Raw genomic sequence first — 12,278 nt, 5'->3', positions numbered from 1 at the left:
TCCGCTAACAGGAGACGCACATGCGCGCGACTTTTCTCAGCTCCGTCGCAACGATCATTCTCACCGCCAGCACCGCGCTCGCGCAGAGCGAAGGCGAATTCCCCGCGAAGCTCGCCGGCCACGTGGTGATGCCGGCCGCCTCGTTCATCGACGCGCCGGCCGACGCCCCCGCCGATCTCAAGACCTCAGGCAAGTACACCACCGGCAAGCGCGTCGACGCGCTCGGCACCGTGATGGGCAAGTCCTATGAGCGCGCAACCGGCGTCTCGCTGCCGTTCAAGGGCCAGCCGCTCCAGGGCCATTCCGGCATCAAGACCATGCCCGACGGCACCTTCTGGGTCATCACCGACAACGGCATGGGCGCGCGCGCCAACTCGCCGGATTCGATGCTGTACCTCAACCGCTACAAGATGGATTGGGCGAACGGCAACATCGAGCGTCAGGAAACCATCTTCCTGCACGATCCCGACAAGAAGGTGCCGTTCCGCATCGTGCATGAGGACACCCAGAAGCGTTATCTCACCGGCTCCGACTTCGACACCGAAGGTTTTCAGATCATCGGCGATACCTTCTGGATCGGCGACGAGTTCGGCCCCTACATCTTGAAGGCCGACAAGACCGGCAAGATCCTCGGCGTGTTCGAGACCGTTGCCGACGGCAAGCCGGTGCGCTCGCCGGACAACTGGGCGGTAGGAACGCCGGGCGCGCCGGGCGCGACCTACACCAACGTCAACCTCCGCCGCTCCAAGGGCTATGAGGGCTTTGCCTCGTCGAAGGACGGCAAGTTCCTTTACGGCCTGCTCGAGGGGCCGCTGTGGGATGCCGACAAGAAGGACTGGGAGAAGGTGGACGGCAAGGAAGCCTCCCGCATCCTCGAATTCGACGTCGCCGCCGAGAAGTTCACCGGCCGCTACTGGCAGTATGTGTTCGAGCAGAACGGCAACGCCATCGGCGACTTCAACATGATCGATCAGGCCTCCGGCCTCATCATCGAGCGCGACAATGGCGAAGGCACAGCCGACAAGGCCTGCCCGCAGGGCCAGCGCGGCGAGAACTGCTTCCCCGACATCGCCAAGTTCAAGCGCGTCTACAAGATCGAGCTGACCGACGCCAATGTCGGCAAGCCCGTGCGCAAGATCGGCTATATCGATCTGATGAAGATCAAGGATCCCGACAAGAAGGCGAAGAAGCCGCTCAACGACGGCGTCTACACCTTCCCGTTCTTCACCATCGAGAACGTCGATCGCGTCGACGAGACCCACATCATCGTCGGCAACGACAACAATCTGCCGTTCTCGTCCAGCCGCGATCCCAACAAGGCCGACGACGACGAGTTCATGCTGCTCGAAGTCGCGGACTTCCTGAAGGCGAAGTAGGCCGAAGGCTTGCGCTACAAACTCCGCTGTCGTCCCTGCGAACGCAGGGACCCATAACCCCGGGGCGGAGTTGTAGCGCGGCATCGTGGTGGCGAGTCTTCGCCAAACGCGATCCTGTGGTTATGGGTCCCGGATCTGCGCTTGCGCTTGTCCGGGACGACAGCTGAGTTTGCGGAGACGTTCTACCGCACGATAAAGTCCACCGGAACAGTAAAACTCATCGAGCCGTTCTTGATCTCCGCCGGGATCGGCGGGAATGGCGAGGCCTGGTGGATCATCGACATCGCCTTGGCATCGAACGCGGCAACGCCGGACGAAGCGATGCGGCTGGACGTGACCTGACCGTTACGGCCGATCGTGAAACTCACCCGGACTAGCCCGCGCTGACCGTTACCGCCAGACGGATAGGAGTGAAGGCGCATCAAATGCGCGCGGACGCGCTGATTGTAAGTCGCAACCAGCGACGCGATCGCGCCCGCGCTCATGGTGGACGCCGCAGGCGCCTCCCGCTCGGCACGCGGCGGCGCGCTGGTGCGAGGCGCGGGACGCGCCTCCGACGGCTTCTTGGCCTCCGGGCGTACCACCTTCGGCTTTTCGGGCGCCGGCTTCTCCTGCGGCACGATCTTCGCCGGTTCGGGCTTGGCCGGTGTCGGCTCCAGCTTCTGCTCCGGCGGCGCCACCACGTCCGGCTTCTCCTGTGGCGGAGTTGGCGCGATGGTCTCCTCGACCGCCTGCTGCTGCATCGGCTCCAGCGGTGAGGCGTCGGCCTCCTTCATCACCGGCCCCGGCGCCACATCGTCCGGCGTTGCCTGCGGCGCCGACGTGATCGGCGCCATGTCGATCATGATCGCCGGCAGGCTGACGCCCTGCTCGGGCTGCGACCTGAGCCAGCCCATTGCAAGCAACGCCGCGGCGACATGCAACGCCACGATCACCGCCGCCGAAACGCCCCAGCGCGCGGTCTCGCGCTCGCCGAGCGGTTCGTGCAGGGCAAAAGCGTTCGCAGACATCAGCTGCGCCCGTCGAGGCCGACCAGCGCGACCTTGAGGTAGCCGGCGTTACGCAAGGTGTTCATCACCTCCATCAGGTCGCCATAGCTCACGGCCTTGTCGGCGCGCAGATAGATGCGCTCGTCCTTGCGGCCCTTGGTGGCCGCAGCGAGCGCAGTGGCGAGACCATCGCGTGCCATCGTGTCCTCGCCGACGGCGACGGTGAGATCCGGCTTCACCGTCACGAAGGTCGGCTTGTCCGGCCGCGGCGCCGGCTCCGCTGCGGTTGCCGGCAGCTCGACGCCGATGTCGACGGTGGCGAGCGGAGCTGCCACCATGAAGATGATCAGCAGCACCAGCATCACGTCGATGAAGGGCGTGACGTTGATCTCGTGGGTGACGTCGAGATCGTCAGGGCCGCCGCGCTTGAGCGGCGATCCGGAGCGTGCGCCGAGCTTCGCGCCCATGGTCTTACTCCGCTGCCCGTGCCAGGCGGAAATCCCTGTGATCGCGCTGCCGGCTTACCAGCAGCATCAGCTGCGCCGAGGCGTCGCCGAGCAGCGCGCGATAATTGGCGATACCGCGAACGAGCTGATTGTAGATCACCACCGCCGGGATCGCGGCGACGAGGCCGAGCGCGGTCGCGAGCAGCGCTTCCGCGATACCGGGTGCGACCACGGCAAGGCTCGTGGTGTGGCTCTCGGAGATGCCGATGAAGGAATTCATGATGCCCCAGACCGTGCCGAACAGGCCGACGAAAGGCGCGGTGGCGCCGATGGTCGCGAGCACGCCGGTGCCGCGCGCGATCTGCCTGGACATCGCGGCCTCGACGCGCTCCAGCCGCAGCGCAACGCGCTCCTGAAGACCGTCATCAAGCACGCCGCCGGAGAGCTCCGCCTCTTTGGCGCAGGACTGGATGAGCTGGGCGACCGCGTCATGCGCGTCGCCGGCACGCTCTGCGGCCTCCGCCAATTTGATGTTGCCCTCGAGCGCGCGCGTCCGCTGCAAGGCAAGCGCGCCCTTGCGGCGCAGCTCGATGGACTTGGCCAGCCACACCGTCCACGTCACCAGCGAGGCGACGGCCAGTCCCACCATCACCGTCTTCACGACGATGTCGGCACCGAGGAACATGCCCCAGGGCGATAGATTGCGCGGCAATAACGCCTCGTCGATCGCGAAGGCCGGCGCCGGCGCGAGCGCCAGCGCGATTGTTACGATCATTTGCCGAAGCCTGAAAATGCCCTGCATCCTGATCTCCCGACAGATAGAAGAGCTACGCCGTGGGCCGTGCCGCGATCCGGTCCGCGAGCTGCCGGAACCGCGCCAGCTGGTCTCCGCGCAGCGCCCGGGTCTCGTCGCGGCCGACGAACACCTTGAACATGATGCCGCCATCGGCGTTCACGAAAGCAACGAAGGCCGAGCTCTTGCCCATGAAGGGACGCTCGACGAAAGCGACGCCTGCGCAGCGCTCGTGGCGGAGATGGCCGTGCAATCCCTTCGGCTGCATCAGGTTGAAATAGCCGCGCCCGATCTCGCCCGCGGGAATGGCGCCTGTGAACTCGAAGATCGCGTCATCGGTATGCACGATCAGCGTGACCTCGCCCCATTCCGCGATGTCCTGCATGGCGGCGGCGAAGTGCTCGCCGCCGCCAAACCGCACCATCGACGACGGCAGCGCCTCGATCACCGCGCGCGGCGTGACCTTGCGCTCGCGCGCGACGTCCTCGATCACCGCGCCCGGATTGTCGGTCATGTACGCCTTGAGGTCGGCGAGATCGGTGCTCAACATATCCAGCTCCTCATCTGCGCCCCGCCTCAGGCGGCCGCGTTCGCCTTGCGCTCGGTCATGATGACCTCGAACCCCTCGAACTTGGGATGGCCGAGATAGAGGCTTTCCCCGGTCCTGTTGTCGGCGCGCGCGTGGGCGCGGCGGAACTCCTCCGAGCGCGTCCAGGCCTCGAAGGCTGCCTTATCGACCCACACCGTGTGCGAGGAATACAGCGTGTGGTCCTCGAGCACCGGCCCCTTGAGCAGGTGGAATTCAACGAAGCCGGCCATGCTGCCGAGATAGGACTCGCGGGTGCGCCAGACGGTCTCGAAAGCCGCTTCCGAGCCGAGCTTCACCTGGAAACGATTCATGGCGATGAACATTCGATCTTTTCTCCTGTCAGTCTTGTTGATCGGCGCATGCCGACCGGATGTTTCAGAACGCGCCGAAGCCACGCTGGGACTCAGCGTGGCCCTGGATGTCAATACGGCGTCCCGTTCGGGATCGGCGGCTACTCCCTAGATGCCGCCGAAGTGATACTTCAGGCCTCCCTTGACCACGAGCCCCGCGCCGGCACTCGCCCATTTCACGTCGTTTTGCGTGTCGGTCGTGCTGCCGGCGGGAAGTGCGTAGGGCCGGTAGTACTGGTTCAGAAGGTTCTCGACCGAGAAGTTGAGCGTCATGTCCCGCGTCGGCTGATACTGCAGATACAGGTTGACCAGTTGGTATGAAGTAGCCGGCAAATAGTTGGTCGGAATATCCGTGTTGGCGATCGCCGACGTCCACATCATCGACAGGATGAGCGAACGGTCGAGCAGGCGTACGCCGGCCGTCGTCGTGATCTTCTGCGGCGGAATGCTGGACAGCCCAAATCCGGTCTGGAGGTTCTTGCCGTTCATGTAAGAACCGGAGAGGCCGAAGAACCAGAGATTGGCGTCATACATGGTCTCGGCTTCGAAGCCCTGGATCCGGGCCTCCGCGATGTTCTGGTACTGATAGAACGGCATCGGCCCTCCCGGCCCGCCGAGCGGCGCGCCAAAATTGACCAGGTCGATGAAGTTCTCGACGTCGTTGCGGAACACGTTGATCTTTCCGCGGAGCGTGTCGCCCGCAATGAACAGATCGTTCTTCTTGATATTGAAGCCGATCTCCTTGTTCTTGCCGACCTCCGGCCGCAGGTTCGGATTCGAAACGAAGCAGAACGTGGAGTCCGCGCCGGGGCCCGGCGTGCCGGACGGACAGCGGAAGAAGCTGTCGAAGGGCGAGGCAGCGGTATGCGAGCCGGTGATCAGCGTCTCGGTGATCGAGGGCGCGCGATAGCCTTCGGCATAGCTGACATAGGGCGTGACGACCGCCGTCGGCACCAGTGCGACCGTGATCTTCGGCGACAGCCGGTCGCCACTGGAAGAGGTTGTACCCGACGAGAGCTGGTAGTTGTCGTAACGCAGCGCGCTGATCACCTCGAGCATTGAGGTGTAGTTGGTCTTCCACTGCACGAAGCCGCCGGAAACCGTACGCTTGCCGCCGGGCGTCGTGATCTCGGACGTTCCGGTCGTGTCTCGCGACGAGACCTGATCCTGGAACGCGTCGAGGCCATAAGTAACTGCGTGGCGCCAGTCGCCGGTCACAAAGCGCGACGTGTTGTACAGATCGATACCATAGGTATCGAGCAGATATCCCCGCGTGCTGCCGATACAGCCGGACACCGCGTTGCCGGGCACGCCGCCGCAATAGGCCGATGCCGTGGTGCTGGTGTGCGCCGTCTTGACCTGGTCGTTCTCGGTGCGATTCCAGTAGATCTTCGAATCCCAGTCGAACAACTGATCGTCGGGCTGGTTGTACTTCCAGCCGAGCGTCGTGGTGTAGTTCTTCACGTCGGTTTTGTAGATCGAGGTGCCGCCCAGGTTGAGCGTACCGTTCGCGTTGGTCGTGTTGGGATCACCCGCCTTGCGCGGCGGCTGCCCCACGCTGTAGAGGTCTTCCTGGAAGATGGTTCCGAGCTTGACCTCGTGTCCGTCGGCGGGCCGCAACGTCAGCTTGGCAACGCCGCTCGACAGCCGGTTGCCGGTGTTGGCAACCTCATAACCGGTCCCGTCCTTGTAGTTCTCCTGGGTGCTGTAGGTGCCGCCCGCGAACACGTCGACATTCGGGTTGACGTGAACGCCGCCGAAGGCCGAGCCGAGCGCGCGGCCGTAGTTGCTGCCGAGCACCGTCTTCATGTCGACGCCCCAGCGCTCGCCTGCGCGCACGACGTCTTCGATATCCTTGGTGCGGAACGACGCCACGCCGCCGATCGCGCCCGAGCCATAAATGTTGGCGGTCGGACCGCGGACGATGTCGATGCCGCTGATCAGTTCAGGATTGAGGAAAAACGAACCGTTGGCGAAATGGCCCGTGCGCTGATAGTTCTGCCGCGCGCCGTCGACAACCACGGCGACCCGGCCGAAATCCTGCAGGCCGCGGATATTGATCGAGGTCGACGGCTCGTCGCCGCGATTCTGAACCCACACGCCCGGCACATTATAGATGAGATCGCCGACGGTGCTGGGCTGGCGGGCTTCGATCTGCCCTGAAGTCACGACGCTGACCGGCGCGAGCGCATCGACCGCGCGCTCTTCGGTCTTGGAGGCTGCGGCTGTGATGGTGTCGAGCGCCTGGACACCGACGATCGCCTGCGCACGGGCATCCCACACGCTGGTGCCGGCCTGCTGCTGATCGGCCTGCGGCTTGGCCGGCTTGCGCTTGGCCTGTTTCGGCTTCGCAGGTTGGGCCGACTGCGCGGCTTGATCCGCGGTCTGGGCGAAACTGCCCGCCGGCAATATTGCAGCAATTGAAACCACCGACGCACCCAAAATCAGCGCGCGCGAATACCTAGCCCCGTCAGCCATAACCCCAACCCAATCATTATGTGTCTTGCTTGGCTGGCGTGCGCCGCACGAGGCGAGCGTCTGGCTGGCTATTTTCTGACGCAGGCCCCCCGGCCCGCATGGTCACAATTGGTTACGTGGCAACACTCTGACGGTCAATGACATCGCGTTGCAGTTTATATCGATTGTAAACTGCCGCCGTTGGAATGCGCCTGTTGCCGCTTATACAAACAAGACGCATCTGAAATTTCGAAAGCGCATCACACCCACCATGTCAGCAGCGTCCGGAGACCATAGCGGCGATGCGGCAGGGCCGACACAAAGCCCTTCTGCAACAACGAGAACTCTCACCATGCGCGGGAGCCGGATCGACAGCCGCGAGCTCTTTGCGGCGGAGCGCGAGATCATCATCGCGCATGGTGAGGACAGCTACCGCCTCCGCCTGACCTCGCAGAACAAGCTGATCCTGACGAAGTAAACCGCAATGACATTTTGTCGCACCCTCACAAACCTTCTGTTTTCCGGCACAATCGCGCTCGCATCGACCGCGCACGCTGCCGGTATCACGGTGCATGATGCGCGCAATCGCGATGTCGCGGTCACCGACTTCGCGCGCACGGTCTCGATCGGCGGCGCCATCACCGAGATCCTCTATGCGCTCGGGCTCGAGAGCCGGCTGGTCGGCGTCGACACCACGAGCCTTTATCCGGCGGCGGCGCTGCACGACAAACCCAGTGTCGGCTACATGCGGCAGATCTCGGCCGAGGGCGTGCTCGGCCTCAACCCCACGCTGATCCTGGCGATCCAGGGGGCAGGTCCGCGCGAGGCCATGGACCTCCTGGAGACGGCGAAGGTGCCGCTGGTGCTGGTGCCCGAGACCTACTCCGAGGAGGGCCTGATCGAGAAGATCAAGCTGGTCGGCCATGCCATGGGCGTCGATGCCCGCGCCGAATGCCTGAGCATCGCGGTCAGCGCCGATCTCAAGCAGCTTCGTGCCCTGCGCGCCAAGGTGACGAAGCCCGTGCGCGTGATGTTCGTGATGTCGCTCCAGAACGGACGCGCGATGGTCGCCGGCCACAAGACTGCGGCCGACGAGATCATCCAGCTCGCCGGCGCCGCCAATGCCGTCGAGGATTACGACGGCTACAAGATCATCGGCGACGAGGCGATCGTGGCGGCCAAACCCGATGTCGTGCTCTCGATCGACCGCGACAAGGATTCGCTCCGGGCCGACGCGGTCTATTCCCATCCCGGCTTTGCCCTGACACCGGTCGCGGCCAACAAGAGCTTTATCGCGATGGACGGGCTTTATCTGCTCGGCTTCGGGCCGCGTACGGCCGCGGCGGCGCGCGATCTGTCGGTCAAGCTCTATCCGGCTCTGGCCGATGGCGGCGGCGCCTTCACGTCGGCTCTGTCGGCGACGAACTGCCGGCAATGACCGTGGCGGCCGGGACCGAGGCGCGGAGCCCGCGACGACACGCCGGCGCAGGACGGCGGTTCTCCTCCGTTGCAATCCCCCTGCTGCTCGCAATGCTCGCCGTCACCACGATCATCGCGCTGACCGTCGGCGCAGCCGGTATTCCCCTGTCTCGTCTGCCTGCCGCGCTGGGCTTCGCCGGCAACACGCCTTCCGATGCCATGACGGCACGCGACCAGCTCGTGCTGTGGGCGATCCGTATCCCGCGGATCGCAGCGGCCGCAATGGTCGGCGGCCTGCTCGCAGCCACGGGCGCGATCATGCAGGGGCTATTCCGCAATCCGCTCGCCGATCCCGCGCTGGTCGGTGTCTCCAGCGGCGGCGCGTTGGCTGCCGTGTCTGCGATCGTCTTTACCGATTCGGCTCTTGGCGATTCCTTGCGGTTTCTCCAGACCGAGCTGCTGCCGCTGGCGGCGTTCGCCGGCTCGCTGGCGACGACCGTGATCCTCTACAGCATCTCCAGCCGTTCCGGCCGCACCTCGATTACGATCTTCCTGCTTGCCGGTATCGCCTTCACCGCAATCGCCAATGCCGGCATCGGCCTGCTCATCTTCATCGCCGATGATCGTCAGCTCCGCGACATCACCTTCTGGATGCTGGGATCGATGAGCGGAGCGAGCTGGGCCAAGGATGCCGCGCTCGCGCCGGTGCTCCTGATCGGGCTTGCGGCCTGCACCTTCATCGCCCGCGGGCTCGACCTGCTCGTGCTGGGCGAAGCCGACGCGTTTCACGGCGGGGTCGATGTCGAGCGGCTGAAGCGCATATCGATCGTGCTGGTTGCCGCCATGACCGGCGTTGCCGTCTCGGTCTGCGGCGTGATCGGTTTCGTCGGCATCGTCGTGCCGCATTTGCTGCGACTCCTGATCGGGCCCGCGCACCGGCTGCTCTTGCCCGCCTCCGTCCTGCTCGGCGCGATCCTCATGGTCGGCGCCGACACCCTCGCCCGGACCATCGTGGCGCCGGCAGAAATGCCGATCGGCATCCTGACCGCGGCGATCGGCGCGCCGTTCTTTCTTGGCATCCTGCTGCGGCAGCGCGGGCTGGCCACGCTGTGAGCGCCGTGATCGAGGCGCATGGCTTAACCAGGCGCGCCGGCCGCGCGACGCTGCTCGATGGCGTCGGCCTGACGGTTTCGGCCGGCGAGATGGTCGCGATCATCGGTCCGAACGGCGCCGGCAAGTCGACGCTGCTGCGGCTGCTCTCCGGCGACCTCCGCCCGAACCAAGGCGAGATCCGGTTGAAGCAGCGCGACATCAGCAGCTACACGCCGCGCGAACTCGCCGCGCGCCGGGCGATGCTGTCCCAGCACATCAACGTCACATTTCCCTTCACAGTCGAGGAGATCGTGCTGATGGGCGCAGGTGACCGCAGCGCGCGCGATGCCGGCCCGCTCGTCGACGCCGCACTGGACGAGGTGGGGCTATCGCATTTCCGCGACCGGCAATTGCCGACGCTGTCGGGCGGCGAGCAGCAGCGCGCCCATTTCGCCCGCGTGCTGGTGCAGCTCGCCTGCGGCGAGGCCGAACATGGACCGGGGCTATTGCTGCTGGACGAGCCGACCTCGAGCCTGGATCTGCGTCACCAGATCGACCTGGTCGAGGCCGCCCGCCGCCGCGCGGCCGGCGGCACGGCTGTCGTCGCGATCCTGCACGACCTCAACCTCGCGATCCGCTTCGCCGACCGACTGATCGTGCTGAACGGCGGCAAGCTCGCCGCCGACGGCCCACGCGCCAAAATCGTCACGCGCGAAATCATCCGCGACATCTTCGAGATCGACGCCGTCGTCCATCAAGCCGACGACGGCGTGCCTTACGTGCTGCCGCAATCGATGCGGGCGGCTCCGACGTTGCCGCGGTGAAGGTCCACTCCCTCGCCCCGCTTGCGAGGAGAGGGTCTCCGCAGGGACGGTGAGAGTGAGACTCGCGGAGAGTCCCCCTCACCCGGATTGCATCTTCGATGCAATCCGACCTCTCCCCGCAAGCGGGGCGAGGTCGGATAGAAGCGGCGTGCCCTAGCCCGCCGGCACGATCACCATGCTCTTGTCCTTCGGCCAGCGGATGCGCCAGGCGAAGTTGATGTCCTTGACTTCGCCGGGCTTGGCGTCGAACGACCATTCCAGCACGCCGCGCTTGTCGCGGATGTTGCTTGCGGTCGGCGGCGTGGTCGCGGGCAGCATCTCGACGACGATGTCCTCGCTCTCGCTGACCGGCAGCTGATCCTCGATCACGACCTTGATCGGGAAGTCGTGACCGTTGCGGATCGTGGTCTTGAACGAACGCTCGTCGGTCTTCGACGTCGTCACGAGCAAGCCGGCCGAGCCTTCGTTGCGCTTGAGCACGGCGCGTTCGATCCTGACCTTGTCGTCAGCGCCAAAGCCGAGCCGCACGATGTCGTCCTTGGCCGACGCCGAGAGCTTGCCGCGCCCGACGAAGACACCGTCGCGATAGATCGCGACCTTGCCCGGCAGGAGCGTCGTATCATCCGTCTGCTTGAAGCTGGCTTCGAGGAAGGCGGTCGGGTCCATCACCGGTGCCGCGCGCACTGCGAGATCGGCCGGCACGCTCATCGCAGCGATCTTCAGGCTCTTGGCGCCCTCGGCAGCGCCGAGGCTGACGCGGCCCGGAATCTTGAACGTAGCCTGGAAATCACCGATCTCGGCGACCGCCTGCTGCTCGTCGGCACGCTCGCGCTGCTCGGACGCTTCCGCAATCTTGGCCATTGCCGGCGATTGCGCCTGGCGCGTCATTGGCGCAGGCCGCGCCAGATCGGAGGCCGTGCCGAGTGCCATCGGCCTCGGCGGTTGCGGATACTGCGCGACCAGCGAGCCCAGCTCCGGAGCGCTGCCGCCGCGATTGATCCGGACCGTGGAGACGCCGAGCGTCACGTTCGACCAGTCCTCGCCGGTCGACTGCGTGATCTCGGCGCGGCGGACGAGCTCGAGCTGCGGCTTGCGGTCCTTGGCGCCGGTGTCGAGCCGGGCATCATAGAGCGGCAGCCAGCGCGCATTGCGTACGTTATAAGTGACCCGCAGCGTCGCCTTGGTCGCGGCTGTCGCGGCAACATCCATGCGGACCTCGAGCTTGCTCGGCGGCTTGGCCTTGCGCTCGAGCTCGAGCTGGGCGATCTGCCGGTCGATCTCGCGCAGCTTGCGCGTGGCGTCACGGATGGCCGTATCGGCGCTCGCAATTTCGTCGCCGACGGCGGTAAAGGCCGTGCGCCATTCGGCGATCGGCCGTGCCTCGCCCTTCTCGCCGATGCCCACGGGGGAGACTTCCGCAAAGCGCTCCGCAAATTTGCGCCGCGCATTCGCCGAGTCGATGGCGCCTTGCAGGTCGGCGCGCTGGTCGTTCAGGGCCTCGATACGCTTTTCCAGCTCGGGCAGGTTGACCGGCGCGGCGCGCGGCGGCCGCGCATCGATCGTGCCGATGGTGAGTTTTGCGCCGCCTTCGCCCTCGACCCGGATGGAGGACGTATCGAGACCGAGCGGAAAGTCCTTGGCGACCAGCGTCGAGTCCCCGGACGGCAGGTCGATCGCAATGATGCGGGTGACAGTGGCGCCATCGGGGTAGACCGTGACGGCGTCGATCGCCGAATTGGTGTCCACATCGGCGGCCCATAACGGCGACGCCGCCGCCATGGTCACCAGAACCAGGCTCGTCGTTGCCAAACATCTTGCGGTGATGCGCATAAAGTCCTTCCTTCCGTTATCGCCGCGCCGTCAGCCGGACGCGCGATCAAAATGCCTCGCCAACAGGATTGGACGCGGCAGGGAAGGAACCGGTTCGATTGGGGTTTCCGTGG

At 65.3% G+C, this 12,278-nt stretch carries 12 protein-coding genes; 5 read left to right on the top strand and 7 right to left on the bottom strand.

Annotation, left to right across the window (positions count from 1 at the left end; genetic code table 11):
- Nucleotides 1-20: 20 nt before the first annotated feature.
- A complete protein-coding gene (locus tag NLM15_RS06585) occupies nt 21-1,376 on the top strand; it encodes an esterase-like activity of phytase family protein (protein ID WP_254116216.1) in 1,356 nt (451 codons plus the stop codon).
- Nucleotides 1,377-1,558: 182 nt separating this feature from the next.
- On the opposite strand, the gene NLM15_RS06580 is transcribed toward NLM15_RS06585, so the two are convergent.
- The 6 genes from NLM15_RS06580 to NLM15_RS06555 all read right to left on the bottom strand — a co-directional run bounded on the left by NLM15_RS06580 (nt 1,559) and on the right by NLM15_RS06555 (nt 7,021).
- Complete coding sequence (locus NLM15_RS06580; protein ID WP_254116215.1) at nt 1,559-2,386, bottom strand: energy transducer TonB; 828 nt, start codon at nt 2,384-2,386, stop codon at nt 1,559-1,561.
- On the bottom strand, nt 2,386-2,832 hold the full coding sequence (gene exbD / locus NLM15_RS06575; protein ID WP_254116214.1) for a TonB system transport protein ExbD: 447 nt from the start codon (nt 2,830-2,832) through the stop codon (nt 2,386-2,388). Before exbD ends, NLM15_RS06580 begins: the two co-directional genes overlap by 1 nt.
- A gap of 4 nt (nt 2,833-2,836) precedes the next feature.
- Nucleotides 2,837-3,613, bottom strand: coding sequence for a tonB-system energizer ExbB (gene exbB / locus NLM15_RS06570; RefSeq protein ID WP_375166811.1), 777 nt, complete (start codon nt 3,611-3,613; stop codon nt 2,837-2,839).
- A gap of 25 nt (nt 3,614-3,638) precedes the next feature.
- Complete coding sequence (hutX, locus tag NLM15_RS06565) at nt 3,639-4,154, bottom strand: heme utilization cystosolic carrier protein HutX (RefSeq protein ID WP_254116212.1); 516 nt, start codon at nt 4,152-4,154, stop codon at nt 3,639-3,641.
- 26 nt (nt 4,155-4,180) lie between these two features.
- The gene (locus NLM15_RS06560; protein ID WP_254116211.1) at nt 4,181-4,516 is read right to left on the bottom strand and encodes an antibiotic biosynthesis monooxygenase; all 336 of its coding nucleotides are present in this window, start codon (nt 4,514-4,516) and stop codon (nt 4,181-4,183) included.
- Nucleotides 4,517-4,651: 135 nt separating this feature from the next.
- On the bottom strand, nt 4,652-7,021 hold the full coding sequence (locus tag NLM15_RS06555) for a TonB-dependent hemoglobin/transferrin/lactoferrin family receptor (RefSeq protein WP_254116210.1): 2,370 nt from the start codon (nt 7,019-7,021) through the stop codon (nt 4,652-4,654).
- Between the two features lie 250 nt (nt 7,022-7,271).
- Here NLM15_RS06555 and NLM15_RS06550 point away from each other — a divergent pair, with 250 nt between their 5' ends.
- Genes NLM15_RS06550 through NLM15_RS06535 form a run of 4 tightly spaced genes read left to right on the top strand, consistent with a single transcriptional unit; the run spans nt 7,272 to nt 10,335 of the window.
- The gene (locus NLM15_RS06550; protein ID WP_254124160.1) at nt 7,272-7,478 is read left to right on the top strand and encodes a hemin uptake protein HemP; all 207 of its coding nucleotides are present in this window, start codon (nt 7,272-7,274) and stop codon (nt 7,476-7,478) included.
- A gap of 6 nt (nt 7,479-7,484) precedes the next feature.
- Nucleotides 7,485-8,438, top strand: coding sequence for a hemin ABC transporter substrate-binding protein (locus NLM15_RS06545; protein WP_254116209.1), 954 nt, complete (start codon nt 7,485-7,487; stop codon nt 8,436-8,438).
- Nucleotides 8,435-9,532 (top strand): iron ABC transporter permease, encoded by a 1,098-nt coding sequence (locus tag NLM15_RS06540; protein ID WP_254116208.1) that lies wholly within the window; start codon nt 8,435-8,437, stop codon nt 9,530-9,532. The genes NLM15_RS06545 and NLM15_RS06540 overlap by 4 nt, the downstream gene beginning before the upstream one ends.
- Nucleotides 9,529-10,335, top strand: coding sequence for a heme ABC transporter ATP-binding protein (locus tag NLM15_RS06535; RefSeq protein WP_254116207.1), 807 nt, complete (start codon nt 9,529-9,531; stop codon nt 10,333-10,335). The genes NLM15_RS06540 and NLM15_RS06535 overlap by 4 nt, the downstream gene beginning before the upstream one ends.
- Nucleotides 10,336-10,488: 153 nt before the next feature.
- Here the strand turns inward: NLM15_RS06535 and NLM15_RS06530 are convergent, their stop codons facing one another.
- Nucleotides 10,489-12,165, bottom strand: coding sequence for a mucoidy inhibitor MuiA family protein (locus tag NLM15_RS06530; protein WP_254116206.1), 1,677 nt, complete (start codon nt 12,163-12,165; stop codon nt 10,489-10,491).
- Nucleotides 12,166-12,278 lie beyond the last annotated feature (113 nt).

This window comes from Bradyrhizobium sp. CCGB20, from assembly GCF_024199855.1.
In the GTDB taxonomy this organism is placed as follows: Bacteria; Pseudomonadota; Alphaproteobacteria; order Rhizobiales; family Xanthobacteraceae; genus Bradyrhizobium.
Note: the sequence above shows the minus strand (reverse complement) of the source record. Positions and strands in the feature narration are given on the sequence as shown.

What these genes read in the sequence shown, in the direction of transcription:
- NLM15_RS06560 (WP_254116211.1), bottom strand. Translation starts at nt 4,516, where the DNA reads ATGTTCATCGCCATGAATCGTTTCCAGGTGAAGCTCGGCTCGGAAGCG.
- hutX (WP_254116212.1), bottom strand. Translation starts at nt 4,154, where the DNA reads ATGTTGAGCACCGATCTCGCCGACCTCAAGGCGTACATGACCGACAAT.
- exbD (WP_254116214.1), bottom strand. Translation starts at nt 2,832, where the DNA reads ATGGGCGCGAAGCTCGGCGCACGCTCCGGATCGCCGCTCAAGCGCGGC.
- NLM15_RS06580 (WP_254116215.1), bottom strand. Translation starts at nt 2,386, where the DNA reads ATGTCTGCGAACGCTTTTGCCCTGCACGAACCGCTCGGCGAGCGCGAG.
- NLM15_RS06530 (WP_254116206.1), bottom strand. Translation starts at nt 12,165, where the DNA reads ATGCGCATCACCGCAAGATGTTTGGCAACGACGAGCCTGGTTCTGGTG.
- NLM15_RS06540 (WP_254116208.1), top strand. Translation starts at nt 8,435, where the DNA reads ATGACCGTGGCGGCCGGGACCGAGGCGCGGAGCCCGCGACGACACGCC.
- NLM15_RS06550 (WP_254124160.1), top strand. Translation starts at nt 7,272, where the DNA reads ATGTCAGCAGCGTCCGGAGACCATAGCGGCGATGCGGCAGGGCCGACA.
- exbB (WP_375166811.1), bottom strand. Translation starts at nt 3,613, where the DNA reads ATGCAGGGCATTTTCAGGCTTCGGCAAATGATCGTAACAATCGCGCTG.
- NLM15_RS06545 (WP_254116209.1), top strand. Translation starts at nt 7,485, where the DNA reads ATGACATTTTGTCGCACCCTCACAAACCTTCTGTTTTCCGGCACAATC.
- NLM15_RS06585 (WP_254116216.1), top strand. Translation starts at nt 21, where the DNA reads ATGCGCGCGACTTTTCTCAGCTCCGTCGCAACGATCATTCTCACCGCC.
- NLM15_RS06555 (WP_254116210.1), bottom strand. Translation starts at nt 7,021, where the DNA reads ATGGCTGACGGGGCTAGGTATTCGCGCGCGCTGATTTTGGGTGCGTCG.